Origin of the sequence: Rossellomorea oryzaecorticis (assembly GCF_038405515.1) — a bacterium.
Lineage (GTDB): Bacteria > Bacillota > Bacilli > Bacillales > Bacillaceae_B > Rossellomorea > Rossellomorea oryzaecorticis_A.
Genome location: NZ_JBBYAF010000001.1, coordinates 107,671 through 133,534, shown reverse-complemented (window position 1 = coordinate 133,534; position 25,864 = coordinate 107,671). Strand labels below are relative to the sequence as shown.

The following is a 25,864-nucleotide window of genomic DNA, read 5'->3' as shown; positions in this document are numbered from 1 at the left end:
TCCCTCACCTCTTTAAACTACTATTTTTGAAATGGGAGTAAGCTAGTCTTAATACATCAAATAAAATGTAAGACACCTTAGCATTGTTAGGACAATTTTCATTGGCAAACGTAAACCTTGATTTCCAGTGATAAGGTGATCTTTTATTCTTAAACTTGCTTACTAAACTTTCTTTATATCCATCTTCATCTTCGTTGAGTGTTGTAAATACTGGATTGTGCATATCTACTAATAGATTATAATTTTTCTTTTTTGCTTTTAAAGAATAGTCAGTATCAGCTAAATATTGAGGAAGCTTAGAATTAAAATAACCAACTTCTTCAAAAGCCATTCTTGGTACTAGCATCCCTCTTCCAATTAAATAAGCACTTTCTCTAAATCTTTCGTTATATTTTTCTTTATAGCTTTCTTTTTTATTAAACCAATTTAAATACTTTGCTGTATACCAATTTATTTTTCGAACTCCACCAAATAAAATTTTCGGGTCTATCCCTTCAGTTATAGAAGTAGCACAAATTAAAGCATTAGGATGAATTTCTGAAGCATCTACCATTTTTTCAAGAAAATCTTCTTTAATTTTCACATCGTTATTTATTGTTAAAATGAAGTCATAGTCTTTAAATTTGTTAATTCCTGTTTTAAGTGCTTTATTAGTACCTCCAGTCCACCAAAGATCACCATTTCCCTTCTCAAGTGATACTTCCGGGAAATTTTTTTCAATTTTCTCATAGGTCCCATCTATTGAATTATCGTCACAAATAATCACATTAAAGTTTTTGTAAGTTTGTTTTCTCATCATTCCCAAAAAATTCAATGTGTCATCTATTCTGTTATAAACAGGAACAACTACTAATATCTTTTTCACTATTTTTTTTCACCTCTCTTGATAGAGAATCCGTTTATTATTATATAAAAAAGAAACTTCGTGTTAGTCTTTAGATATCTTTTAAATAGCCTTTTGGGTTCTTGAAATAAGCGATATAACCATTCGAGACTAAATTTTTGCATCCATATCGGAGCTCTCTTAATATTACCCGCATGATAATCAAATGCAGCCCCTACACCAACTAAGATTTTCCCTTCTAAATCATCGGAAAACTCACTCATCCACTCTTCTTGCTTCGGTGCTCCAAGCCCAACCCAAACAAAATCAGCATTGCTATCGTTAATCTTTTTAATAATATCTGCTTTTTCATTTATATTTAACGTTCTAAATGGAGGAGAGTAATATCCAGAAATATTTATTTCTTTATAATCGGTTTTAAGATTACTTATTAACTTATTTAAAGTTTGATTTGTCGAACCGTAAAAGAAATGGTTAAATTGATTGAACCTTGAATCCTTAAAAATATCCAACATTAAGTCTGGTCCAGTAATTCTTTCAATATTATTAATTCCTTTAAAGTATCTAAAATAATATACCAGCGGCATACCATCAGTAATCGATAGATAAGAAGAATTATTAATTTTTTTAAAGTCAGTGTTTTCTATACATTCCACAGAAGTATGTACATTATTAACACATATATAATATGATGTTTTCTCTAATTTAGTAAGTCTATTTAATATTTCTTGTAGGGCTTCTTTTTTTGTACCCACATTATATTTAACATCCCTTAAAAATACTTTTTTCATATAGTTCCCCTAAATTAATATAAGTATTATGATTAGTGTAAGAAGCAGTGTTATTTTCATTAACGGTAATTTATAACCAGAAAATTCATCCTTAGAATATATGAGTATCACCAATACCATAATTCCTTTACTGATCATAGTTGAAAGAGCAATCAGCTCAAAATCCCCTATATTTATGAATATAATATTCAAAATAATGTTTAGAATAGCTGAGCTAAATGTAATTATCGTTAAGGATAGTGACTTCTTTCTTTGGAAGAAAGGAAAAGCAAAATACATATATAGATTGTGAAATAATATGCTGATTAACAAAAAATTCACAAACTCATAATCATAATTGTATTGGTCTGAAGAAACAATCTTGATTACATAATTAATAGATTTTGAAATTACTATGGCCCCTACACCTAAAAATATTGTTGAGCCTAATATTGATTTATCCATAAAATCTTTCTTTAAATAACCTAACTTAGCGTTCATTTCAAAAAACTTAGGATTTATTGCTTGATTTATTGAAGTTGCAACTATCATTAAAACTGCTGTAATCTGAGCTCCTAAAGAATATATACCTAAATTGTTTAATGTATCGTATTTCTCAATTACGATTCTGTCACTAACAGAAAAAATCGACCAAGATAAGATATGAAAAACGAATGGGGTTGTAAATTTCAAATGTTCAAAAGTTTCTTTATATTCGAATCGATTTTTTAAGTAAAATTTTACATATGGAAACATATAAACAATAGATATAATAGTAATTATCACCGTGGCAACAATGTTGGCTAATATTATTGACACCGCACTTGCCTCTATAAAAAACACAAATGTTAGATTAGTTAAAAGGAGTAATAATGCTTGTAGTATACTTATTTTTAAATAAATTTTTCCTTTATCCTCTAAACGAAGGAGGGACTGGAACACTATTTGAAATGAAAAACTTAAACTATAAATAATTAACAGGTAATAATATGGAGAAAGTGGAATCTTTGAGAATACAATCCCACCAATTTGTTGATCAAAAATTAGTAACAGTATCATTAAAAGTAGCGAACTAATAGAAACGATAGTAAAACTTTCTCCAATTATTCTTACTTTATAATCATTATTATTTTTTTCATAATACAATCTAGGAGTTGAAGATTGATACCCCAACCCCATAAATACTAGTAAAAAGCTATATATTGCGTTCACTGTAGTGACTATTCCATACTCTTCTGGAACTAAATAATGAGTATAAAACGGTAGAAGCAAAAATACCATTAGCTTAGGTATCATTGCTCCTACAGTGAAAAGAATTGTACTATTATTTAACCTTATTTTCATATTGTTTACTTAACCTAGATAGATCTTCATCTACCATCATGTGAACCAACTCTTTGAAACTTACTTCCAATTCCCAACCTAATTCTTTTTTCGCCTTAGAACAATCTCCAAGTAACAAGTCTACCTCTGCTGGACGAACAAACTTTTCATCTAAAACCACATAATCTTTCCAATTTAGACCCACACGTTCAAAGGAAATCTCTACCAGTTCTTGTACTGTGTGAGTTTCTCCTGTTGAGATAACATAGTCTTCAGGAGATTCTTGTTGTAACATTAACCACATAGCTTTTACGTAATCCCCAGCAAAACCCCAATCCCGTTTAGCATCTAAATTACCTAAACGAAGTTCATTTTCTAAACCTAATTTTATTTTTGCCACCCCATCTGTAACTTTACGTGTTACAAACTCCAATCCACGTCTAGGAGACTCATGATTAAATAAAATGCCTGAACATGCAAACATATTAAAACTCTCACGATAATTTAAAGTTATCCAATGACCATATACCTTAGCAACTCCATACGGACTTCGAGGATAAAACGGTGTGGTCTCTTTTTGTGGTGTCTCTACCACTTTTCCAAACATTTCAGAACTTGAAGCCTGATAAAATTTAGCCGAAGGCTTCACGATACGAACTGCTTCGAGCATATTTGTTACTCCCATTGCTGTAATTTGTCCGGTGGCAATCGGTTGTGGCCATGAAGTTGCAACAAATGATTGGGCTGCTAAGTTATAAACTTCATCAGGTTGAGATATTTCAATAGCCGTAATTAAAGAGGCTAAATCGGTTAAATCTCCGTCAATCCACTCAATTTCGTTTTTAATATGTTCAACATTTTCGAAATTAGGGGTAGAAGTACGACGTCGCAAACCATATACTTTATATCCTTTTTTCAGTAAAAATTCCGCCAAATAAGATCCATCTTGTCCTGTAACCCCAGTTATTAATGCATGTTTCATTTTAAAGCCCTCCGATTAGTAAATTTCTCGATTTATTTTTTTATTATTTCATTTTCTAAAAACCATCTATATGCTTTTTGTAAACCTTCTTCAAGAGAGGTAGTAGCTTTCCAACCTAAAGAATTAATTGTGGTAACATCCACTAACTTTCGTGGTGTTCCATCCGGCTTAGTTGTATCGAACCTGATTTCCCCGTCATATCCAACTACAGCCTTAATTTTTTCACCTAATTCTCCAATCTTTATGTCCTCACCAACACCAATATTAACAATTTCATTTCCTCCATAGTTATTCATCAGGAACAAACATGCATCAGCTAAATCATCTGAATACAAAAATTCACGTTTTGGTGTCCCTGTACCCCACATCTCCACAAATGGAGCTTTTGAATCTTTTGCCTCATGAAATTTCCGAAGAAGTGCCGGTAATACGTGAGAAGTTTTTAAGTCAAAGTTATCATTTTCTCCATACAAGTTCGTCGGCATAGCCGATATGTATTTCGTACCATATTGGCGGTTGTAAGATTCACACATTTTTATACCAGCAATTTTGGCAATAGCGTATGGCTCATTGGTAGGCTCTAATTCTCCAGTGAGAAGGTATTCTTCTTTAAGAGGTTGGGGAGCCATTTTAGGATATATACAAGTGCTTCCCAGGAATAATAGTTTCTCAACATTATTTCGATAAGATGCATCGATTACATTTGTTTGAATTAATAAGTTATCTCGAATAAAGTCAGCCGGGTATTCATTATTAGCAACGATTCCGCCTACTTTTGCCGCTGCAAGGAATACGTATTCAGGTTTTTCTTCTTGAAAGAAACGATCAACTTGATTTTTATCTCTTAAATCCAGTTCTTTACTCGTTTTATATTGAAGGTTAGTATATCCTTCAGATTTTAGTTTTCGTAGAATCGCGGAACCGACTAACCCTCTATGTCCTGCAACATAAATTTTAGAATCTTTTCTCATTGTTGACCCCCATACTTAATACGCATTTTTCGAACCAAATAATAGTAACACTGTTTTAAAAATAATCTTCAGATCAAACCATGTATTTCGTTTTCTTATATACCTTAAATCTAATTCCACCATTTCTGCGAAGCCTATATTGCTACGTCCACTAACTTGCCATAATCCGGTGCAGCCAGGTGTAACCATAAGACGTTGTTTATCATAGTTTGTATATTCCTCAACCTCCCTAATTAACGGTGGCCTTGGACCTACTAGACTCATTTCACCTTTTAGTACATTAATCAATTGAGGAAGTTCATCTATACTTGTTTTGCGGATGAATTTCCCTATCTTTGTTACTCTGGGATCATTCTTCATTTTGAACATGGCTCCAGTTGTTTCATTATGTTTAAGTAGTTCAAGTAATCGTTCTTCAGCGTCCGCAACCATTGAGCGAAATTTAAACATGTTAAACTCTCTACCATTTTTCCCTACTCTTTTTTGCGAAAAGAAGATTGGCCCCTTAGGATCTTCAATTTTAATAATGATAGCTATAATGATAAATAATCCACTAAGTAAGCAGATACCAATTGAAGCTCCAACGACATCTATAATTCTTTTTTGAGATAGGTAGAATTTTGAATCCTTCATCTTAACCTTCGCACCAGATTGAGTGTATAAAAAATCTTGTTCAGCTAGGTTTGCCATCTACTTTACCTGCCTTTACTTCAATTCTATCTTTTTGTTTCTCAGTACTAAGGAATTCATATACTCTAGGATGGAATCGCGGATTTCTTCGTGCTCCAATGCAAAATCTATAGTTGTTGTAACGAATCCTAATTTTTCCCCAACGTCGTAACGCTTTCCTTCAAAGTTATAAGCGTAGACTCTTTGTGTTTCATTTAATTTTTGAATTGCGTCTGTTAATTGGATTTCTCCACCTGCACCGGTTTCTTGATTTTCAAGCAGATCAAAAACCTTCGGAGTTAGCAAGTACCGTCCCATAATGGCTAAGTTTGATGGAGCTGTACCAGGTTCAGGTTTCTCAACAAAACTGTTCACTTGATATCTTCTACCTTCGCTGAATACTGGATCAATTATTCCATAGCGATGTGTTTGGTTATGTGCAACTTCTTGAACACCAATGACTGAAGAACCCGTTTCTTCGTATTGATTAATAAGTTGTTTTACACATGGTGTTTCACTAACTACTATGTCATCACCTAATAATACTGCAAATGGTTCGTCTCCAATGAAGTTTCTAGCACACCAAACAGCATGACCTAGTCCTTTTGGCTCTTTTTGACGAATATAATGAATATTCACTAGATTACTAGAATGCTGAACTTTCTCCAATAAGTCAGTCTTTCCTTTTTCAGATAAGTTTCTTTCTAGTTCAGGAGCAAAATCAAAGTGATCTTCAATCGCTCTTTTCCCCTTACCTGTAACAATGATAATATCCTCTATCCCGGAAGCTATTGCTTCCTCTACTATGTATTGGATCATAGGCTTATCCACAATCGGCAACATTTCCTTTGGCATTGCCTTAGTAGCTGGAAGAAAGCGTGTTCCCAAGCCTGCTGCGGGAATGATGGCTTTTCTCACTCTTTTCATGTATTAAGTCCCCCTTAGGATTAGTTTGAAGGTTGGTTTAACGACATAATAAATACCTAATGAAAAAACACAATTTCCAAATGTTCTTTCATTAGGTATCCAATTGGAATTATAACCACCAATTACATAAAGCGTTTACATTGTTTTTCTTTACTTGTATCTTCTAAAATAGTAAACGTGGGCATCTAACCCTTCCTCACATCCCACCATCGACGACGAGCGTCTAAGGCAAAGTTTCAACTTACCCACGGCGTGACCGAGTGCCTCCATTGATAATGGTTAGGAGACATCCCCAAAATATCTACTGTTGTCTTGTTTACTTCATATGGATTCCACCAACGACAATAGTACCTTAGGACCTTATTAGGAATGTTATAAACTAGAAGATTCCAAGAAATTTTTTCTTTTTGATTTCTTCCGGAACCTCTTTATATATGGTTTTATTATCTACAAGCATTTCTGCATTTTCTGTAAAGTAATAGAGACTGTCTATTCCGTACTTTTTCTCTATATAGTTCATGGCTTCTTCCATCTTAAAGGTTCGGTTGTTAATGTTGTGAGCATCTGAAGCGATGAAATGAGCCAGGTTTGCTTCGATCATTTGCTGAGAGAATTTTTGAATGTTTTTACCGAAATAACCAACAAGACTGGAAGCTGTCAATTGTGTAACGGCTCCGTTTTTCACGAATTTATACAACTTGTCAGGACGTTCAATAAGTTCTGCGTTTCTTTCCGGATGAACAATCACTGGTGTTAGTCCCTCTACTTGAAGCTCGTAAAGTAACCTTTCAGCATACCTGGGAACTGAGTTTGATGGGAATTCAATAAACAAGTACTGAGAATCTTTGTTTAGTGTTAGAATGTCACCTTTTTGATAGTCTTCAAGAATTTCACCGTAGATACGGCATTCCTGTCCGGGCAAGACTTGGAGATCGATCGCTTCTTGTTTTAATGTTTCATTTAGTTCACTAACAAGTGGAAGGATGTCCGACTTTAGATTGTCGTACTTTCCGTTCATATGATGAGGAGTCGCGATGATGGTACGGATACCTTCAGATACGGCTTGCTTAGCCATATCAATACTGTCATTCATTGTTCTGGCGCCATCGTCGACCCCCGGAAGGATGTGGCTGTGTATATCAATCATGTCGACTCCTCCTTAGTTCTTTCGACTCAATACCGCAACAATATATAGTTTAACCGATAGGATTGAAATGTAAAGAGTAGAAATTTGTCGAATCTATGTTATTTATTTCCATAGTAGTAATAATAATTTGTATCTTTCATTTCTCGATTATTTAACACGACTCCAACAAGTTTGGCTTTAGCAGATTCCAATAGTTCTTTCGATTTAACTGCCCTCTCCACTTCTGTAGTTCCCGAACTGATGACCAGCACAGTCCCTTGACATTGGTTCGCAAGTATTTGAGCATCCGTTACCGCTAATACAGGTGGTGTATCGAAAATGACCATGTCATATTCTTCGTATAATTCTTTAAAGAAATATTGCATTCTCACTGAATTGAGGAGTTCTGCCGGATTTGGCGGAATCGGTCCGCAGGTGAGTAAATCCAAGTTTTCCACATCCGAAGAATGAGTGACTTCAGTTAATGGTTTCTGTCTGGTTAACACACTTGTTAATCCATACGTATTATTTAATCCAAATGTATAATGGGCGGTTGGTTTACGCATATCAGCATCTACCAGGAGAACTTTCTTTCCTTCTTGTGCGAATACGACACCCAGATTGGCAGAGGTTGTAGACTTCCCTTCTCCCGGTCCCGATGAAGTAACCATTAAAGATTTCAACTCTTCATCAATAAATGAGAAGTTTATATTCGTTCGAATCGTTTTATATTGTTCAGATATAGGGGACATTGGATCTGTTTTCGTTATCAGTTTACGTTTTGTGTTCACCATTTGTTTTACTTTTTTCTTATTAAGAGCCAACTCTCTCACCCCTTAGTCTTGATCTGCGTTGTTGTGCACGGCTCTTGGCCTTCTCCTCTTGATCTTTGATTCTAGTGATTGAACCCAGAACCGGTAATCCAAGAAGCTTTTCTACCTCTTGTTCTGTCTTAATTGTGTTATCGAGGAATTCCAATAAGAACGCAATGCCGACACCTGCCATTAATCCCACAACCATAGCAATGGCAATATTAAGGAGTGGCTTTGGCTTAATCGGTGATGTATCTTCCCCAACTTCCGCTTTGGCCAGAACGCTTACGTTATTGACGTTCATGATTTTTACGATTTCTTCTTGAAAGACTTCTGCTGTCTTATTTGCAATGGCAGCGGCTTTCTTCGGATCTGTATCCTGCACAGACAGGTTGATTACTTGTGAATCTTTCTCGCTTGCGACAGTTAATTTCTCATTTAATTGAGTTGCGGTAATATCTAAGTCCAGGTCAGAAATAACCCTTTCTAAGATTGCGGGACTTTTCATAATCACGTTATAGGTGTTAATCAATTGAAGATTCGTTTGAATTTCTCCTATATTATAAGCGGGTTGATCCGACTTTGATTGATTGACTAGAAGCTGGGTTGACGATTGATAGACAGGTGTTAAAAGAAAGAAGCTTACTCCTCCGCTCACAATCACAGCTGTTAAAGTAATCATCAGGATAAATTGCATCCTTTTTCTCAGTGTCTCCATCAACTCTCGCAAACTGATTGTTTCTTCCATAATGTCCTCCTAAATAAAAATAAGTAAAATAATAGCATATTTTGTTGTTTTTTTTATCATTTGTTGTCATAATTTTAATTAAACTGTAATATTTAAACACTTATACTATTAAACTACAAATATTTCTATTTGAAAAGGGATTATTCATAATTGGATATTATTTCTTGTCTATTTTTACCTATTCGGGAGGAATTTGTAATGAAAAGCTTTTTAGTCCCAGTTCTAGCTATTAGTTGTGCCGCCTTTCTCTTTTTTGGCAATATGCACTGGAAAGAGAGGACATCTATTTCCGCTACCACTGAAGAGGCAGCCGATGAAGCAGTAGATGTCGAGGAAACGGAAACAGAAAATAAAAAAGAAGAACCGCAAGAAGAAAAGAAGGATGGCGATGTTGAATCTCTTATTTCTAACTGGCCGGAAGAAGCGCAGGAGAGATTTACTTCTTTACTGAAAGAAGAAGAACCGTTTAAAGTGGCCATCGTCGGCTCTTCCGCTTTAGGAGATGGAGAAAATGGCTGGGCGCCTCAGTTGAAAGAAGCACTCCATAATCAATACGGCAGCACCATTGAAGTCACTGTCTTTCAACAGGATGTAACGTCAATTGATTTCATTAATGGGGAGGACAGCGAAGAAGTCCTTTCATATGAACCAGACCTGGTCTTAATGGAGCCATTCTCTTTAGTGGACAATTCAAACAGTGTCGGAACCGTACAGAATCACGAAAGTATCCTTATGTTCTTGAGTCAGCTTGGTGAAGCGAATGAAGATAGCACTCTGATTCTTCAGCCTCCCCATCCACTGGCAGGGGCTACTTATTATCCTCAACAGATCGACTCGTTGAAAGAATTTTCGGAAGAAGAAGGAATCCCTTACCTGGATCACTGGACAGTCTGGCCGGAAGACGAAACGCTGGTAGATTATTTAATTGAGTCCCAGGATACCCCTAACGAAAAAGGTCATAAACTCTGGGCAGACTATTTAGTTGATTATTTTGTAAATGAGTAAAGGATTTCACTGATAAATATTGTTAAAAACATCTATGCAATTTGTCCTCAATCTGCTATGTTATGGATTAGGTTAAGTAAAGGTGAGGGAAAAGAAAATGAGAATGGATAAACATACACGACGAAAGAAACGTAAGTGGCCAAAGATTGTCGGCATCTTTCTACTATTATTTATAGTAGCAGGCGGAGTCTATGCATATAGCATTTATCACTCGTTAAATAAAGCAGTTGAAACCATGCATACACCGATTGAGCGCGATAAATCTTCTAAACGCACGAAAGATATCGAGTTTAAAGAGAGAGAACCGTTCTCTGTACTCTTAATGGGTGTCGATGAACGCAAGAATGATAAAGGCCGTTCAGATTCGATGATCGTGCTTACCGTGAATCCCGAGGCAGAATCAGTTAAAATGATCTCCATCCCGCGTGACACATTGACAGAAATCGTCGGACGCGGCACGAAAGATAAAATCAATCATGCCTATGCATTCGGCGGAGTGGAAATGGCGATGGATACGGTAGAAGGCCTTCTTGATATACCGGTGGATTATTATGTACAGGTGAATATGGAAGGGTTCAAAGACATCGTGAACGCTGTTGGCGGCGTAACCGTAAACAATGACTTGAATTTCAGCTATGAGGGACATTCTTTCTCTGAAGGAAAGCTGAAGCTAAGCGGTAAAGAAGCACTAGCCTTCTCCCGAATGAGATATGAAGATCCACGCGGCGATTTCGGACGCCAGCTGCGTCAACGCGAGGTCATTCAGGCGGTAATCCGCGAAGGAGCGAGCGTCTCAAGTTTATGGAACTTCGATAATATCTTTGATGCGCTAGGCAATAATGTGAAGACCAACCTGACATTCGATGAAATGGTCGATATCCAGAAGCATTATAAAGCCGCTTCAAAAGACATCGAGCAGATTCAGATAAAGAACGGCTCTGGAACAAAGATCGACGGGATCTATTATTATGTGATTCCTGATGAAGAGTTGAATTCGATTCAGACTACTTTACAAGAGCATTTGGAAGTTTAATCTTAGTATTTGCACACCCCTGCTGACGATTGTCAGCAGGGGTGTTTTCTATCTGGATTCTTTATTCTGCTTTTGAAGATACGCTTCTTCCGCTTTCGGGGATAATAATCCCTTTGCTTCCCCAATGGAACCGTTCTGCAGCTTCCATACAGCGTTATGCTGCCTATCCGCTTCAGAAAAATCCCCTTTTTTCCAGCTTGTTAATATCTCTTTATAAAGACGATCGTGTTTATAGTTATTAACCTCTAATTGTCCCAGCAGGAAGTCTATCCGTTCATCTGTGATTTCAAAGAATGACCACTTTTCATCTGCGGCGACCTTTTGATGACTCATTGCATGGATATATTGCTGAATCAGCTTTTCTTTTAATGGCGTTTTCACTTTTGGTTCAAACGGGTTGGGAGTGCCTGTCTCTTTGCCTGTTTCATTTATATCCGTTTCTGCTGCTCCCTCACCTGTTTCCGCCGTGGTTTCACTGGAATTAATACCTTCTGAAGGCTGGTCCATACTTCCCACTGCGATATATACACCGAGTGCTGTCAAGAAGAGTACACTGCCCAGTATGCTGAAGACAAGTTTTTTACTCATTTTATCTCGCCCCTTTTCTTCCTTCTATCTCTACTTTTCTAGATTCATCGGCAGAATCCTTTTTCATCATTGTAATCAGTTACTATATTACCATATTTTAGAAGATATGATTGCCACATCGTTTTCGAGCTTTTCCTTTTTCCTAAGTTGAGACGGAAGAAGATCTTGTTAAATTGTCATGATGAGTATTAGGGATTTTGTTTGGTCATCCGGTGAAGAATAATCGTTCATTTTCAAGAATTGAACACAGAAAAGCCGGCGCACTCAGCATCTTGCTGTGTGCGCCGGCTTTATTAATCTAGATTCGAAACGAAGAATTAAAATGTTCTGTATCCTGCAAATCGTGGAGACCAGTAAGAGTTGCTTAGCTTACTTACCTCTACTCCGCTATCGGATGCGTGGATGAATTCACCATTTCCAAGATAGATGCCCATGTGGCTGATACCTGCTTTATATGTGTTCTTAAAGAAGACCAAGTCACCCGGTTCAGGGTTGGAGATGGCAGTTGACTTGCTGTAGTAGCCGCCAGTGTTCGTACGTGAGATTTTTGTTCCTGCTTGATTGAATACATAGTAGATAAATCCGCTGCAATCAAAACCGCTCGGAGACGTTCCGCCCCATGCGTATTGAGTCCCGATGTACTTCTTCGCTACATCAACGACGTCTGAAGATTGGTTTGAATCCTCTTTTGCTTGGGTAGTGGTACCAATGGAGAGCTTTTGTCCGACATAAATGGTATCAGAATTTAAGCCGTTCCAGGATTTGATTTGGGATACACTTACGCTGTATCGTACCGCGATATGAGAAAGTGTGTCACCTGATTGGACAGTGTAACTGCCTGTACTAGTCGTTGGCTTAGGCTGAGTTGTTGTGCTGCCTGGTGCAGAAACGTTAAGAACTTGCCCTGGATGAATCACATCGCTGGTAAGATTATTCCATTCTTTCAGCTCTGCAACATACACATCAAATTTCTGACCGATTTTGGACAGATAATCACCAGATTGAACTTGATATGTTTTTGTTGACGTTGATGATGATGGAGCAGAAACCTCTAAAACTTGATCAACATAGATTGTATCTGACTTTAAATCGTTCCAGCTTTTCAAACTCGAAACAGATGTATCATATTTATAGGCAATCACAGATAGTGAATCACCGGATTTCACGCGATAAGAAGCGGCATCAACAGATGTAGCAGCAAGTGACGAGACTAGAGCAGCAGTTGTAACAGCAATAATCGTTTTCTTCAAAAGATATTTCTCCTTTTTCATGTAAAATTTTCTTGCTTTTCCATTATGAAAGAAGAAGATTCATATTTTAAGAGGTTTATTATGGTAATTACTGAATATATAGGGAGAATGCCCAGTGTTACTGGATTTGGTACCCATGTGTTATATAGTGGATTGATTTCCATAATTATCAATAAACTAAATCTACAGGGAGCCATTACACTTTTCGCGTATTTTCTATATTGTGCATTTCTGCTTCCACACTATTAATAATTTTCCATTCGGCAAAAACCAACATTTTATGAAAACGCTGCCCTTTTTTCATTGACAACTTGTATATACATGAATAGAATAAAAATATATCTTGTATATACAACAAGAACCCTAATAAATGTAAGCGTTTCTCTTCTTGAAAGAAGCATAAAATGGAAACGTTTTTCTCAAACTATTTAGGGGAATTCCATTAATAGAATTGAAAGCGGGTACATGACAGCTTTCGACAATTACCGGGAGGTGCCTGTCACCTGCCGAAATACCAGGGAGGGAATTTCATGAGCGTGAGCAAAGAATCCGTTCGCGAGATAATTGAAGCGATTGGCGGTAAGGAGAATATCCAGACGGCCACTCACTGTGTGACACGCCTTCGTTTAGTGTTGAAGGATGAGAAAAAAGTAGACAAAGAACGTCTGGAAGAGATTGATATCGTCAAAGGATCATTCTCCTCTAACGGGCAATTCCAAGTTGTCATCGGACAAGGCTTGGTTAATAAAGCGTATCAAATTTTAGCAGAAGAAACAGGTATCGAGCAGGCATCGAAGCAGGATGTCAAAGATGCAGCGACTCAGAACCTGAATCCATTACAGCGTGCGATCAAGACGCTTGCTGATATCTTCATTCCGATCCTGCCGGCGATCGTAACGGCCGGTTTACTGATGGGTCTGAATAATATCCTGACAGGTCCCGGCATTTTTTATGATGAACAATCTGTGATTGATGTTCATCCACAATGGGCGGACCTTGCAAGTATCATCAATCTGATTGCCAATACGGCCTTCGTGTTCTTACCTGGGTTAATTGGTTGGTCAGCGGTTAAGCGCTTCGGCGGAAGTCCGTTACTCGGTATCGTTTTAGGTCTTATCTTAGTACATCCTGACTTAATGAATGCCTGGGATTATGGTAAAGCTGATGAAATCCCGACATGGAATCTCTTCGGACTTGAAATCGATAAGATTGGTTATCAGGGGCAGGTATTGCCGATCCTATTCGCATCCTACCTCTTAGCGAAAATTGAAATGTTCCTAGATAAACGGGTCCATGATTCGATTAAACTATTAGTTGTTGCACCTATTGCGCTGTTGATCACTGGTTTTGCATCATTTATCTTAATCGGCCCAGTAACATTCTTCATTGGTAATCTATTGACTGACGGCGTTGTTTGGGTATTCGATTCTGTATCGTGGTTAGGTGGATTGTTATACGGTGGTCTGTACGCAGTTATGGTTATCACAGGTATGCACCACACCTTCCTTGCAGTAGACCTTCAGCTTGTCGGAAGTCAGGGCGGAACATTCCTATGGCCGATCCTTGCGCTCTCCAACATCGCTCAAGGTTCAGCTGCACTTGCTATGATGTTCGTTGCCAAGAAAGAAAATGAAAAACTGCGCGGCCTCGCCGGTACTTCAGCCATTTCAGCATACCTTGGAATCACTGAGCCTGCGATGTTCGGGGTCAACCTCCGATACCGCTATCCATTCATCTCAGCATTGATCGGATCAGCTATCGGCGGTGTGCTGCTTGCGATGACAGGAACCAAAGCATTCTCCATCGGTGTCGGCGGACTACCTGGATTCCTTTCCATCATCCCTGAATACTGGATCCCATTCTTCATCGGAATGGCAATCTCCATTGTCGTACCTTTCGTGTTGACAATGATTTGGTCAAGGTTTAGTAAGAATAAGCCAGTGTAAAAAGAGAGTTTTGTGGGGTCTGACCCCCGCCACGGTAATGCGTTACCGCAGCGAGTTACGGGCCTTCATAAAGTATAAAAAGAGATAACAGTAGACGAACTTGTATATACAAGTTAAGATGAGGGGGCGAGATGATCATCAGTGAAATAGACTTCACTGATGGTCCTCCCCCCTTTTCGTTTTTTACTAAACAAAAGTAATTTGATGAGAACAACATATTTGTTCTCTCTTCAATCTTTTTTTGCAAAATCAAAGTATTTTAGCGGGTTCCAGCTTTTGATTGGAGTGGAAGACGAAGACTCCTGCGGGAAAAGTAGCTAATGTGAGACCCCGCAGGGAGGTACGACCGAGGAGGCTCACGGGCTACCCGCGGAAAGCGAAGTCTTCCACGGAAATCAAAAGCGGTATTAGAAGTCCTAACTAAGTCACGAAAGGTGCGAATGAATATGAAACAACAACCATGGTGGAAAAACTCCGTCGTCTATCAAATCTACCCGAAAAGCTTCAACGACACATCCGGCAACGGCGTCGGCGACATCAAAGGAATCACACAAAAACTAGACTATCTCAAAAAGCTGGGCATCGACGTGGTATGGCTCACACCCATCTACAAATCGCCACAGCGCGACAACGGCTACGACATCAGCGACTACTTCAACATCCATGACGAGTACGGCACCATGGATGACTTCGATGAGCTGCTTGAAGAAGCACATAAACGCGGCATCAAGATCATCATGGACATCGTCATCAACCATACATCAACCGAAAATCAGTGGTTCATCGAATCACGCAAATCGAAAGACAACGAATACCGTGACTTCTACATTTGGAAAGACGGCAAGCCAGATGGGTCCGAGCCGACCAACTGGCAATCCAAGTTTGGCGGCAACGCATGGCAATACGATGAAGAAACTGGTCAATACTACCTTCACCTCTTTGACGTGACACAGGCTGACCTGAACTGGGAAAACGATGAAGTCCGCACGAAGCTCTACGACATGATGCACTTCTGGCTGAAAAAAGGCGTCGACGGCTTCCGTCTGGACGTCATTAATCTCATCTCCAAAGATCAGGATTTCCCGGACGATGACGGATCAGTGGCACCTGGAGACGGACGCAAATTTTACACGGACGGGCCGAAAGTCCACGAATACATGCAAGAGATGAATAATGAAGTCTTCTCTCACTATGACATCATGACGGTCGGAGAAATGTCTTCGACGACGATCGACAACTGCATCAAGTATTCTAATCCTGATCGTAACGAACTCAGCATGACGTTCAATTTCCACCATCTTAAAGTGGATTATCCTAACGGCGAGAAATGGTCAGTTGCCGACTTTGATTTCCTAAAATTGAAAGATATCCTGTCGACCTGGCAAAGTGAAATGCACAAAGGCGGCGGCTGGAACGCACTTTTCTGGTGCAACCACGATCAGCCGCGTATCGTATCCCGATACGGGAATGACGGAGAATACCGCACCGAATCGGCCAAGATGCTTGCTACGACGATCCATATGATGCAGGGTACGCCTTACATCTATCAAGGCGAAGAAATCGGCATGACCAACCCGAAATTCACAAGCATCGATGAATACCGCGACGTCGAATCAATCAATATCTTCAATATATTAAAAGAAGAAGGCAAATCCGAAGAAGAAATCCTGGAGATCCTTCGTCACAAATCACGTGACAACTCAAGGACGCCTGTCCAGTGGAACGAAGAAGAAAACAGCGGATTCACTTCTGGCACTCCTTGGATCCCGGTCGCAAAAAACCATAAGGAAATCAACGTGGAAAACGCGTTAGAAGACGAGAACTCTGTCTTCTATCACTACCAAAAGCTGAACAGCCTGCGGAAAGAATACAGCATCATCGTTCACGGTGACTATCAATTAATCCATGGAGATCATCCCGAAATCTTTGCTTACGTACGTAATGGCAATGGCGAAAAGCTGCTTGTGGTTAATAATTTCTACGGAAAGGACACAGAGTTCACCCTGCCTTCAGAAGTGGAAGTTGAAGGCTGGTCCAGTGAAGTTCTTTTAACAAACTACGAAGATACAGTAAACCGATATGAGAACATCACACTTCGTCCGTATGAGTCTGTTGTCTTCCGATTAACTAAATAGCATTCAGAGGTACCTGCATATTGCGGGTACCTTTTTTACTGAGAGCAGGTAGTGGTAATATAACTTATTTTATTTAACTTGTGTCCATGGAAAAGTTGATTGTTAATCAGAGGTCTTTCCAGCGGTTGATTGGAGTGCAAGACGAAGACTCCTGCGGGAAAAGCGTGTTAGGTGAGACCCCACAGGAGCGCAGCGACGAGGAGGCTCACCAACCGCCCGCGGAAAGCGAAGTCTTGCACGGAAATCATTAGCGGTATTAGGAGCCTACAATGAAATTGTTCTAAACATAGGTTTGTCCCAACCTCTCTTCATCACATATTTTATCAATAAAATAATCTATACAAAAAACTGTAAAGAAAATAATAGTAAATCCGACACATTTCCCGAGAAATATGTCATAATATAGACACAACATCAAGAGGAGGGATTCCATGCAATCTACCAACCTTCAAAACATCATGTACGAAATGGAAAAAAAGCGCTCAGAGCTCCAATCCTTCGCTCTTGTAAATGGCTTCACCCACCCTGTCACCCTCAGGCTTAGTGAAGAACTTGATGAATTGTTCAATCTCTATACCGCCCAAGCTGCTAAAAATGATGAATAATACATAAAAAATAGACTGCCGCAGCAGTCTATTTTACTTATTCCTTCTCTTGATCCTCTTCATTCGCAAGGAAGAAGATGGCGGCAACCTTCCAGCCTTCATCCTTCTTATGGAATACAGTCACTTGCTTTCCTGAGCGTGTCACCTCTTTATCGCTGTTTGGATCCTTTGTCGTAGCTTCGATTTCAGCATAAACATCTGCTTTCTTTCCAGCATAATTGATGATCTTTACATTTTCCACCGTACGCTTGGAGTCAACAGAATCAAAGATTTGCTTCACATAACGCTCTTCATCTTCATATTTGAAATTCACCGGCGTCTTCGAAATCACACTCATATAGGATTCGAAATCCTCCGCATTGAACGCATCGATATATTGATTAAAGGCTTCAGTGATCGCCGTTTTCTCCTCGGCAGGAATGTCTTCCACTTCTTTCAAAGCGCCGGCATCTTCAACGATTCCAGTCATCTGTGTAAGTGATGCCGCTTCATCCGTTGCAGGATCTTTCTTAGGGTCTTCATTCTTCTGTACCTCTTCTGTATCCTTCTTCTCTTCCTTCGCTTCCTCTTCTCCTCCGCAAGCGCCTAATAGCAGCGTGCTCATTCCGATTCCCAGCATGATTTTTTTCCAATGTTGTGTCGACAATACTCTTCACCCTTTTCTAAAATTTGCACTATCTCCATTCTATTGAAAATATTCACAACACTCAAGTTCAATCTCATTTCCAGTTGAAATTATGGTAAAATAATAGATGGTGATACTATGACAAAGAGTAATAAATACAAACAAATCTTTGAAGATCTGTCTGAAAAAATTCAAAATGCGACTTATAAGGCGAATACCATCCTTCCCTCGGAGAATGAGCTCGCAGTGATGTACGCCACTTCTCGTGAGACTATCAGGAAAGCGCTTACACTCCTGGCTCAAAAAGGACTTATCCAAAAGCTGCGCGGTAAAGGCTCCCTGGTCCTTGATGTATCGCGAATGGACTTCCCGGTCTCAGGTCTGGTGAGTTTTAAGGAGCTGCAGTCTTCTATGGGACGGGAGGGCATCGAAACGACTGTTCATGAGTTTGGACTTGTAAATGCCAATCAAAACCTCTCTTCCATTTTTGGTGTTTCAGAAGACACTGAAATCTGGAATGTCGTGCGCGCCCGCCAGATTCAAGGTGAAAGGATCATCTTGGATAAGTCTTACTTCCTGAAGTCGGAGGTTCCACTTCTGACAAAAGAAATCTGCGAGAACTCGATTTATGAGTATCTGGAGAATGAACTGAAGCTGCCGATCGATTTTGCCAAAAAGGAAATCGTGGTTGAAGAATGTACCGATGAGGACCGGAAGTATCTTGATCTGGATCAGTATGATCATGTCGTAGTCGTGAAGAATTATGTACATTTGAAGGATGCTACGCTGTTTGAGTATACGGAGTCGCGGCACAGGCTGGATAAGTTCCGGTTTGTCGATTTTGCGCGGCGGAAGCATTAATAAAGTCCACTTCCTTGGATGGGGAGTGGATTTTTTGTGAGGTTGGTTGGTGCCAGGCACAGAAACCACACATTGAGCCAGGCTCAATCTGCCTAATTTGAGCCAGGCTCAATTCCGCTATTCCGAGCCTGGCTCAAACAGACCACTTTGAGCCAGGCACCCCTCTCCCCCCTAATAGACAACTGACACAAAAAAAACAGCCCTCTATCAAAAGGGCTGCTCTCCTAACAACAAATTACTAATCCTGTATTCTATTTATCGCACCTCTACCCAGCCATTCTTAATCGCTGTAACAACAGCCTGCGTACGATCGTTCACATTCATTTTCTGAAGAATATTACTCACGTGGTTCTTGACGGTTTTTTCACTGATGTACAGTGCTTCACCGATGCCGCGGTTGCTTTTTCCGTCAGCAAGCATCTGAAGAACTTCGCACTCACGACGTGTTAATAGATGTAACGGGCGGCGAACTTCGGATTGCTGGAATCCACCTGTATTTTGTGCATTTGCCAGGCGCTTGTATTCTGCAACCAGGTTATGCGTAACTTTTGGATGAACATATGATCCACCATCCGCAACCACTTTGACAGCGTCAATCAGCGCTTCTGAATCCATTTCTTTCAGCAGGTAGCCAAGTGCACCTGTTTTTAATGCGTGGTTTACGTAGTTTTCGTCATCATGGATAGACAGGATGATGACCTTTGTTTCAGGATATTTGTTCATCAATTCGCGAGTGGCTTCCACTCCGTTTGTTTCAGGCATGTTGATGTCCATCAATACGACATCCGGTTCGTGGCTTTCAACCAGGTTGATGGCTTCTGAACCGTCGTCTCCTTCAGCTACTACGTTGAAAGATGGTTCGAATTCAAGAATGCGTTTAACTCCTTCTCTGAATAACTGGTGATCGTCAATGATAACAATATTTGTTGCCATGTCATTCGCCTCCCTAATCCTTCGAAAAAAATTTACTTATTGAGCGGAACGTGAATCAGTACAACGGTCCCTGCCCCAACTTTTGAGTCAATCGTGATGTCTCCTTCGAGAAGGTCGACACGTTCTTTCATCCCCATGATGCCAAAGGATCCTGTTTTTTGTAATTCTTTATCGAATCCTTTGCCGTTGTCTTTGACGACAACTGTTATTTTGTCTTTCTTTACTTCTACTTTAACTTGTATTTGTGTCGATTCAGCATGCTTCAGTGCATTCTGTACACATTCCTGAACCAATCGGAACAAGGCGACTTCATATTTTGACGGAAGCCTCATATCTAGGCCAATGTTCACGAATTGAATACTAGTCCCATGGTTATACTCTTCGATGGTGCTTAAGTATTTTCTGAGGGTCGGAATCAATCCAAGGTCATCGAGCGCCATCGGTCTTAAATCGTAGATGATGCGACGGACCTCATATAGCGCGGACCGGACCATCTTTTTCAAGTCCCTGATTTCTTTGATCGCTTCGTCTGATCCTTTTTCCCTGTACACTCTGTCGATCAGATCGGATCGCATCAGGACGTTCGCCATCATCTGCGCCGGACCGTCATGGATTTCACGGGATAACCGCTTTCGTTCATCCTCTTGTGCTTCAATGATCTGAAGCCCGAAATCCTGCCGCTGTTTCGCATCTTCAAGCGCTTCATTCACTTGCCTCAAATCACTATTGAGGTAATTAAGGACAACAGAGATCTGCGTGCATAGATGCTCGGCGCGGTCAATTGTGTCTCCCAATGACTGTAAGCGTCTTTGGAGTTCATCTCGGCGGTCACGCAGCTGCTTTTCAAGCTGTCTGTTTATCGAGATCTTTACTTGCAGGTCATGCGCCACTTCATACGCTTCTCTGACTTGAGTCTCCGAGTATGTCTGGAAATGCTTGCTCACTTCAGAAAGCCGGAGTCTCGCCTGCCGTGATTTCCGGGTCAGTTCATCACCTTCATCAATGACCTTGACTACCATCTCTTTTACTTCTGCCAATTCTTTTGTCAGTTCTTCAAAATCATTTCGACATTGTTCACCGATATGAAAGATTTCATCCTTACTCTGGTCGACCGTATCCACCATTTTCTCAAGAATGACATCCAACAGCTTGGTGTTAATTTTTTTTAGTGACACGGTACACCCCTCTTTTGGTTCCACATTTCGTCTTACACCCAGAAGATAATATGACTGATATTCACAAAGTATTATCCTTCTATACTAATTTATCGGTTATTTTAAAACTGAGGCCGCACACGGATTCGTGTCCAACTACCTATAATCTCATTTATAAAATATACCTATTAATATTTCAATGCAAAATCATAAATCTCCTTTATTCATCTAGGCATATTTCGATGCAATACTTCTATACAAGGGATTTCACGGTCTTTCTATTATTTTCGCAAGCCGGTCCCAAAAGAGACCATTCACCTACGAACAGTAAATAGGAACACAAGAAGTATTACTTTCAGCGTCAATTATACCATGTCACATATTGTCGGAGATTAAAGTTTCGTTACATTGTATTACCATTATTTCATGTAGAACCATTTATTTCCTTGTCGAACTTTCAGAACCTGTGCAATTTTTCTCTATGTCCTTTATAGTAGAAAGAGAAATAAAACCTATGATATATACCCTTTTTACATAATCGTTAAACATCTTTAAAAGGAGGAGAATGAAATTTGTTACATCACTATAATACCGTTAAAGGCTACGGGGAAAATGAAATCAATATAGAACGCTCACGATTCACCGCATACGTTAATCGTGCGGAAACCGAAGAAGAGGCACAAGCCTTCATAGCTGATATCAAGAAAAAACACTGGGACGCGAATCACAACTGCTCTGCTTATATGATCGGGGAAAATAACCTGATCCAGAAAGCGAATGATGACGGGGAACCAAGCGGAACTGCAGGAGTTCCTATGCTAGAAGTGTTAAAGAAACGCGATCTTAAAGACACCGTGGTTGTTGTCACACGCTATTTCGGCGGAATCAAGCTTGGGGCAGGCGGACTGATCCGGGCTTATGGGAAAGCCACGTCTGAGGGGTTGAATGCCACAGGGATTGTGGAAAGAAAGCTGATGCGGATCATCAATACGAAGATTGATTATACTTGGCTTGGGAAAGTCGAAAATGAAGTCCGTGGCTCCAGCTACCAGCTGAAGGAGATTCATTACCTTGATGCAGTGGAAGTCGAGGTCTACGTCGAAGAAGCCTCTAAAGGACAATTTCATGAGTGGATGACTGAACTCACTAACGGACAAGGAGAAATTACAGAAGGCGATGTCGAATACCTGGAAACTTTAGCACAGTAACAATTTTGGTACAACAAGAGACTTTTAATGCAATTACCACCTAAGAGTAACTGAATCGTAATATTACTTATTATTTTAAATCCTCCTCCAATCGTTTATAATGAATAATGGATAAAACTTAAAGGATGATACGAATGCAGGACTTCAATCAGGAGAGACTTCGGCATCGAAGGACGATCCGACGAAAAAGAAGAAAGAGAATCATACTATCGATTGTTACTTTATTCCTCATCATTACGACTGCAGGATTGAGTTTAATGGCATACAAATCCTATTCAGCTCTGGATGGGACTTACAAGGAAATAGAACGTGGTGAGAAATCCAAGATGCGTGATGAACAGGTCTATGTTTCTGACGACCCTTTTTCTGTTCTTTTACTCGGAGTTGAGGATTACTCAGATGAATACGATCAAGGCAGATCCGATACGATCATGGTAGCCACTTTTAACCCTAAAGATCAAACAATGAAATTAGTCAGTATCCCCAGGGATACATTAGTGGATATTCCCGGTTATGAAGAGAACAAAGTCAATCATTCCTTCTCCTATGGAGGGAAAGAGTTGGTCATTGATACAGTAGAAGACTTCTTGGAGATACCGATTGATTATTATGTAACAGTGAATTTTGACGGATTCAAAAATATTATAGATGAAGTGGGCGGAGTCACCGTTGACGTTCCTTTTGATTTCTATGATATAAATAAGGATTGGGAAAAGTTCACCTTTAAAGAAGGGAAACAAAAGCTGAATGGCGAAGAAGCACTGGTTTATGCCAGAATGCGTAAGAAAGATCCCCGTGGTGACTTTGGCCGTAATGAAAGACAGAGACAAATTGTAACGAGCCTTATGGATAAGGTTTTATCTCCTAAGACGTTCTTAAAAGCTGATGATTTGGCTGAAGAAGTTGGAGATAATATTGAGACGAACATGAAAATCAAAGAAGGTTTGGCCTTCGTTCAAAAGTATAATGATTTCTCAAAATCTTCACTTGAGCAGATTGAATTCAGTGGTACTGATCAATACTACAGCGGCGTTTATTATTTTATTCCTGATGAAGAAAGAACTGAAGAAATTAAAGAAGAACTGCAAAATCACTTAGATTACACGGAACCTGAGAATACAGCTGAAAATGAGGAAACTTCATACTAAGAAAAAAAGTGAGCTATCAGATAACTGATAGCTCACTTTTTTCTTGTTTAATCTCTATATTCTTTAAAGAGTTCAGGGACAATGAGGAGGAACAGGCTTAGCATAGCACCTACTAAAAATCCAAATACAGCTCGTTTGAGAGGGTTTTTATAAGATGCTTCCGAAGCAACTTTTTCTAGAGGTTTGGTTTCTCTGATATTTGTGATCGTCATTTCAGTGTCTTTTTTAAACTCGAATTCTTCTTCAATCAAGTAACCCCTAGCTTCTTCGGTTTTTTCCACTTTTTCTACATAATCCTTTAATAATGTTAATTTTTCATTATACTTTTCTTTAGATATTTCTAAAAAGTAGTCGGATATCGCTTGAACAATTTCTTCAGATTCTTTCTTATCAGCAGAAGTATGTTTAAAGACGACTATATATTCGCCACCTTCTTCAATATTTAATCCATTTTTCATTTCTTCAATTGAATAGTCTAAGTTAGAAGCTTTTTTTACTTTTTGAAGATATTCATCCTTTTGGAAATAGTCTTTAACTTTACTTTTACCCGTCAGCTTCTCATTCTCAAAATTCCCTAATTCAAACGGAACACTGGCAGTATAAGTTGTTTCCTTTCCCATTTCCATAAAGAAAGCTACTCCAGCAGTAATAAGGGGGATAATCAAAAGCAATATAAAAAATCGTTTAAGTCTGTGAATGATTGACAAACCCATTTTTTTTAGCACTTACATCTTCACCTTTCGTTTTCATATAAACAAATCCAATACAAACACCTACAAACAGCCAATTATAATGAAGAGCCATGAAAGAATTGGGACTTATGCTGGCCATGGTAAATGCACCAAGTCCGCACAATAATGCTTCCGCCATCAACTGTTCACTTCGGTGGGTACACTTCTTTAAAATTTTAACCAGCTGCACAAATAAGTACGCTAATAGTACAACATATCCGGTAAAGGTTATAACACCGTAGTGGACAAGAACTTCTGCCCACCAATTATGAACGTTGTAATCTCCGAATGTATTGTAGAATTGGAATTTTTTCATATATAATTCGATGTTACCCGGGCCCACGCCGAATCCATAAGTATTCTCAATAAAGACTTTTACATTTTTCAGGAGATTCCCTCTAATACTGATGGAATCTTCCTGTCCCTCGGTTGGAAGCAAGGTCTTTATGACACCGTACACTTTTTCAGCTCCCGCAGCCACTTTTTCCGGCATAAAAATGAAAACAGGAACCGCCAAGATAATACCCATAATAACCATTTTAAGTCTATGAAGGGGCTTTAAAACAAAGATAAACCATACAAACAGCCCAATTAATATAGCAATATAATTGGCCCGGGATGAAGCCGCACCGATCAAATAGACAGAAAGAAGCAAACCTGTACCGCCTACAACTTTATAGAAAAATGCCCTTCCATTTTTAAGCAAAGATAGAAAGAAGAAACTGGCAATTGCCAAGAAGCTGGCAAAGTCATTTTCGTTGGTGAAGACTGCTGTAGGGATATGTTTCTGATATTGAGCAACCGTATTTATTCTTGATACTGGAAGATGAATTTGAAAAAAATGATTAATTAGTCCAATAGCAATGAGTAAAAGAGACATCACAATCCAATAAAAGAATAACTCTTCATAATCCTTCTTATTCCTATATACGAGAAGGATGAAGTAGATTGTAAATAGCCCGCTCAGGAGAAAGATAATATCCTGAATGGTGTTCATTGTATTGACCGACCAGGCAAGTGACAAAAAAGCATAAAAAATCCAAAATAACCCGAGGTAAGTGAAAGAGTTATCTTTCAGGGATTTCAGGGAATGTATAATCGTTTGATTCTGGTAATAGAAAAATCCTGCCAACATAAAAGCACAGATGCCGAGTAAGATTCGAAAAGGATAGATGGTAAATCCGGCGACCGTAAATAAAGGCAGAGCCGCGCCTATAAATGATGAGATGACCAAAAGACTTACAAGGAGGTGAAATCTATGGGCCCCTCTCCACCATTTATGCCAAATGAAAGTTAATCCGGCCAGTCCGATTACTCCGCCAAATGTAAGGAGGAAAAGCTTTTGAAGGCTAATCCCTTTAAGCATGGCAGCCAGGTAAAGGATTAGGAGGATTGCTCCCCCCATAGATATACCTATATTTTTTTTTGATTTCCAATATGTATTCATAGAGTATCACCTAATAATTAGAG

25 protein-coding genes are annotated in these 25,864 nt (G+C 39.2%); 8 read left to right on the top strand and 17 right to left on the bottom strand.

Features of this window, described 5'->3' with window-relative positions; all coding sequences use genetic code 11:
• Window positions 1–4: 4 nt before the first annotated feature.
• From AAEO50_RS00650 to AAEO50_RS00605, 10 genes are all read right to left on the bottom strand, one after another.
• Window positions 5–865, bottom strand: coding sequence for a glycosyltransferase family 2 protein (locus AAEO50_RS00650; protein WP_341979332.1), 861 nt, complete (start codon window positions 863–865; stop codon window positions 5–7).
• Entirely contained in the window at window positions 865–1,635 is a 771-nt protein-coding gene (locus tag AAEO50_RS00645; protein WP_341979330.1) for a WecB/TagA/CpsF family glycosyltransferase, read from the bottom strand. The genes AAEO50_RS00650 and AAEO50_RS00645 overlap by 1 nt, the downstream gene beginning before the upstream one ends.
• 9 nt (window positions 1,636–1,644) lie before the next feature.
• Window positions 1,645–2,958 carry a lipopolysaccharide biosynthesis protein gene (locus AAEO50_RS00640; RefSeq protein WP_341979328.1) on the bottom strand — a complete coding sequence of 438 codons (1,314 nt, stop codon included), beginning with the start codon at window positions 2,956–2,958 and terminating at the stop codon, window positions 1,645–1,647.
• The gene (gene gmd, locus AAEO50_RS00635) at window positions 2,939–3,919 is read right to left on the bottom strand and encodes a GDP-mannose 4,6-dehydratase (RefSeq protein WP_341979326.1); all 981 of its coding nucleotides are present in this window, start codon (window positions 3,917–3,919) and stop codon (window positions 2,939–2,941) included. The genes AAEO50_RS00640 and gmd overlap by 20 nt, the downstream gene beginning before the upstream one ends.
• A 32-nt stretch (window positions 3,920–3,951) precedes the next feature.
• Entirely contained in the window at window positions 3,952–4,890 is a 939-nt protein-coding gene (fcl, locus tag AAEO50_RS00630) for a GDP-L-fucose synthase (protein WP_341979324.1), read from the bottom strand.
• Between the two features lie 15 nt (window positions 4,891–4,905).
• Entirely contained in the window at window positions 4,906–5,523 is a 618-nt protein-coding gene (locus tag AAEO50_RS00625; protein WP_341979484.1) for a sugar transferase, read from the bottom strand.
• Between the two features lie 72 nt (window positions 5,524–5,595).
• Window positions 5,596–6,486 carry a UTP--glucose-1-phosphate uridylyltransferase GalU gene (gene galU / locus AAEO50_RS00620; RefSeq protein ID WP_341979322.1) on the bottom strand — a complete coding sequence of 297 codons (891 nt, stop codon included), beginning with the start codon at window positions 6,484–6,486 and terminating at the stop codon, window positions 5,596–5,598.
• A gap of 379 nt (window positions 6,487–6,865) precedes the next feature.
• Window positions 6,866–7,633, bottom strand: a complete 768-nt coding sequence (locus tag AAEO50_RS00615; protein ID WP_341979320.1) for a tyrosine-protein phosphatase — start codon at window positions 7,631–7,633, stop codon at window positions 6,866–6,868.
• A gap of 98 nt (window positions 7,634–7,731) precedes the next feature.
• Window positions 7,732–8,406 carry a CpsD/CapB family tyrosine-protein kinase gene (locus tag AAEO50_RS00610; protein WP_341979483.1) on the bottom strand — a complete coding sequence of 225 codons (675 nt, stop codon included), beginning with the start codon at window positions 8,404–8,406 and terminating at the stop codon, window positions 7,732–7,734.
• Window positions 8,407–8,425: 19 nt separating this feature from the next.
• A complete protein-coding gene (locus AAEO50_RS00605) occupies window positions 8,426–9,172 on the bottom strand; it encodes a YveK family protein (RefSeq protein WP_341979318.1) in 747 nt (248 codons plus the stop codon).
• A gap of 198 nt (window positions 9,173–9,370) precedes the next feature.
• Here AAEO50_RS00605 and AAEO50_RS00600 point away from each other — a divergent pair, with 198 nt between their 5' ends.
• Both AAEO50_RS00600 and AAEO50_RS00595 read left to right on the top strand, forming a co-directional pair.
• Window positions 9,371–10,177 (top strand): SGNH/GDSL hydrolase family protein, encoded by an 807-nt coding sequence (locus AAEO50_RS00600; protein WP_341979316.1) that lies wholly within the window; start codon window positions 9,371–9,373, stop codon window positions 10,175–10,177.
• Window positions 10,178–10,274: 97 nt separating this feature from the next.
• Window positions 10,275–11,210 carry a LytR family transcriptional regulator gene (locus AAEO50_RS00595; RefSeq protein ID WP_341979314.1) on the top strand — a complete coding sequence of 312 codons (936 nt, stop codon included), beginning with the start codon at window positions 10,275–10,277 and terminating at the stop codon, window positions 11,208–11,210.
• Window positions 11,211–11,258: 48 nt separating this feature from the next.
• Here the strand turns inward: AAEO50_RS00595 and AAEO50_RS00590 are convergent, their stop codons facing one another.
• Window positions 11,259–11,798: a DUF6241 domain-containing protein gene (locus tag AAEO50_RS00590; protein ID WP_341979312.1), complete on the bottom strand. Its 540-nt coding sequence runs from the start codon at window positions 11,796–11,798 to the stop codon at window positions 11,259–11,261.
• A 317-nt stretch (window positions 11,799–12,115) separates the two neighbouring features.
• Window positions 12,116–13,048, bottom strand: coding sequence for a LysM peptidoglycan-binding domain-containing protein (locus tag AAEO50_RS00585; RefSeq protein WP_341979310.1), 933 nt, complete (start codon window positions 13,046–13,048; stop codon window positions 12,116–12,118).
• A 530-nt stretch (window positions 13,049–13,578) separates the two neighbouring features.
• Here AAEO50_RS00585 and treP point away from each other — a divergent pair.
• From treP to AAEO50_RS00570, 3 genes are all read left to right on the top strand, one after another.
• Window positions 13,579–14,994: a PTS system trehalose-specific EIIBC component gene (gene treP, locus AAEO50_RS00580; RefSeq protein ID WP_341979307.1), complete on the top strand. Its 1,416-nt coding sequence runs from the start codon at window positions 13,579–13,581 to the stop codon at window positions 14,992–14,994.
• 446 nt (window positions 14,995–15,440) lie between these two features.
• Window positions 15,441–17,129 carry an alpha,alpha-phosphotrehalase gene (gene treC / locus AAEO50_RS00575; RefSeq protein ID WP_341979305.1) on the top strand — a complete coding sequence of 563 codons (1,689 nt, stop codon included), beginning with the start codon at window positions 15,441–15,443 and terminating at the stop codon, window positions 17,127–17,129.
• Window positions 17,130–17,560: 431 nt separating this feature from the next.
• Window positions 17,561–17,734: an aspartyl-phosphate phosphatase Spo0E family protein gene (locus AAEO50_RS00570; protein ID WP_341979304.1), complete on the top strand. Its 174-nt coding sequence runs from the start codon at window positions 17,561–17,563 to the stop codon at window positions 17,732–17,734.
• A 37-nt stretch (window positions 17,735–17,771) separates the two neighbouring features.
• On the opposite strand, the gene AAEO50_RS00565 is transcribed toward AAEO50_RS00570, so the two are convergent.
• On the bottom strand, window positions 17,772–18,380 hold the full coding sequence (locus AAEO50_RS00565) for a nuclear transport factor 2 family protein (protein ID WP_341979302.1): 609 nt from the start codon (window positions 18,378–18,380) through the stop codon (window positions 17,772–17,774).
• Between the two features lie 117 nt (window positions 18,381–18,497).
• Between AAEO50_RS00565 and treR the strand changes: the two genes are divergently transcribed.
• A complete protein-coding gene (treR, locus tag AAEO50_RS00560; protein ID WP_341979300.1) occupies window positions 18,498–19,220 on the top strand; it encodes a trehalose operon repressor in 723 nt (240 codons plus the stop codon).
• A 255-nt stretch (window positions 19,221–19,475) separates the two neighbouring features.
• On the opposite strand, the gene AAEO50_RS00555 is transcribed toward treR, so the two are convergent.
• Entirely contained in the window at window positions 19,476–20,153 is a 678-nt protein-coding gene (locus tag AAEO50_RS00555) for a response regulator transcription factor (protein WP_341979296.1), read from the bottom strand.
• Between the two features lie 32 nt (window positions 20,154–20,185).
• Window positions 20,186–21,328 (bottom strand): sensor histidine kinase, encoded by a 1,143-nt coding sequence (locus tag AAEO50_RS00550; RefSeq protein WP_341979295.1) that lies wholly within the window; start codon window positions 21,326–21,328, stop codon window positions 20,186–20,188.
• Between the two features lie 551 nt (window positions 21,329–21,879).
• Between AAEO50_RS00550 and AAEO50_RS00545 the strand changes: the two genes are divergently transcribed.
• Window positions 21,880–22,515 carry a YigZ family protein gene (locus AAEO50_RS00545; RefSeq protein ID WP_341979293.1) on the top strand — a complete coding sequence of 212 codons (636 nt, stop codon included), beginning with the start codon at window positions 21,880–21,882 and terminating at the stop codon, window positions 22,513–22,515.
• A gap of 134 nt (window positions 22,516–22,649) precedes the next feature.
• Window positions 22,650–23,663: an LCP family protein gene (locus AAEO50_RS00540; RefSeq protein ID WP_341979291.1), complete on the top strand. Its 1,014-nt coding sequence runs from the start codon at window positions 22,650–22,652 to the stop codon at window positions 23,661–23,663.
• A 47-nt stretch (window positions 23,664–23,710) separates the two neighbouring features.
• Here AAEO50_RS00540 and AAEO50_RS00535 read toward each other — a convergent pair whose 3' ends face one another.
• Both AAEO50_RS00535 and AAEO50_RS00530 read right to left on the bottom strand, forming a co-directional pair.
• Window positions 23,711–24,376, bottom strand: a complete 666-nt coding sequence (locus AAEO50_RS00535; RefSeq protein WP_341979289.1) for a hypothetical protein — start codon at window positions 24,374–24,376, stop codon at window positions 23,711–23,713.
• Window positions 24,348–25,841 carry an O-antigen ligase family protein gene (locus AAEO50_RS00530; protein ID WP_341979287.1) on the bottom strand — a complete coding sequence of 498 codons (1,494 nt, stop codon included), beginning with the start codon at window positions 25,839–25,841 and terminating at the stop codon, window positions 24,348–24,350. The genes AAEO50_RS00535 and AAEO50_RS00530 overlap by 29 nt, the downstream gene beginning before the upstream one ends.
• Window positions 25,842–25,864: the final 23 nt, after the last annotated feature.

Bases quoted from the DNA above. Each gene is read 5' to 3' on its own strand.
- treC (WP_341979305.1), top strand. From the start codon at position 15,441: ATGAAACAACAACCATGGTGGAAAAACTCCGTCGTCTATCAAATCTAC.
- AAEO50_RS00615 (WP_341979320.1), bottom strand. From the start codon at position 7,633: ATGATTGATATACACAGCCACATCCTTCCGGGGGTCGACGATGGCGCC.
- galU (WP_341979322.1), bottom strand. From the start codon at position 6,486: ATGAAAAGAGTGAGAAAAGCCATCATTCCCGCAGCAGGCTTGGGAACA.
- treR (WP_341979300.1), top strand. From the start codon at position 18,498: ATGACAAAGAGTAATAAATACAAACAAATCTTTGAAGATCTGTCTGAA.
- AAEO50_RS00645 (WP_341979330.1), bottom strand. From the start codon at position 1,635: ATGAAAAAAGTATTTTTAAGGGATGTTAAATATAATGTGGGTACAAAA.
- AAEO50_RS00535 (WP_341979289.1), bottom strand. From the start codon at position 24,376: ATGGGTTTGTCAATCATTCACAGACTTAAACGATTTTTTATATTGCTT.
- gmd (WP_341979326.1), bottom strand. From the start codon at position 3,919: ATGAAACATGCATTAATAACTGGGGTTACAGGACAAGATGGATCTTAT.
- AAEO50_RS00530 (WP_341979287.1), bottom strand. From the start codon at position 25,841: ATGAATACATATTGGAAATCAAAAAAAAATATAGGTATATCTATGGGG.
- AAEO50_RS00590 (WP_341979312.1), bottom strand. From the start codon at position 11,798: ATGAGTAAAAAACTTGTCTTCAGCATACTGGGCAGTGTACTCTTCTTG.
- AAEO50_RS00595 (WP_341979314.1), top strand. From the start codon at position 10,275: ATGAGAATGGATAAACATACACGACGAAAGAAACGTAAGTGGCCAAAG.
- fcl (WP_341979324.1), bottom strand. From the start codon at position 4,890: ATGAGAAAAGATTCTAAAATTTATGTTGCAGGACATAGAGGGTTAGTC.
- AAEO50_RS00610 (WP_341979483.1), bottom strand. From the start codon at position 8,406: ATGGTGAACACAAAACGTAAACTGATAACGAAAACAGATCCAATGTCC.
- AAEO50_RS00625 (WP_341979484.1), bottom strand. From the start codon at position 5,523: ATGAAGGATTCAAAATTCTACCTATCTCAAAAAAGAATTATAGATGTC.
- AAEO50_RS00555 (WP_341979296.1), bottom strand. From the start codon at position 20,153: ATGGCAACAAATATTGTTATCATTGACGATCACCAGTTATTCAGAGAA.
- AAEO50_RS00540 (WP_341979291.1), top strand. From the start codon at position 22,650: ATGCAGGACTTCAATCAGGAGAGACTTCGGCATCGAAGGACGATCCGA.
- AAEO50_RS00640 (WP_341979328.1), bottom strand. From the start codon at position 2,958: ATGAAAATAAGGTTAAATAATAGTACAATTCTTTTCACTGTAGGAGCA.
- treP (WP_341979307.1), top strand. From the start codon at position 13,579: ATGAGCGTGAGCAAAGAATCCGTTCGCGAGATAATTGAAGCGATTGGC.
- AAEO50_RS00570 (WP_341979304.1), top strand. From the start codon at position 17,561: ATGCAATCTACCAACCTTCAAAACATCATGTACGAAATGGAAAAAAAG.
- AAEO50_RS00605 (WP_341979318.1), bottom strand. From the start codon at position 9,172: ATGGAAGAAACAATCAGTTTGCGAGAGTTGATGGAGACACTGAGAAAA.
- AAEO50_RS00600 (WP_341979316.1), top strand. From the start codon at position 9,371: ATGAAAAGCTTTTTAGTCCCAGTTCTAGCTATTAGTTGTGCCGCCTTT.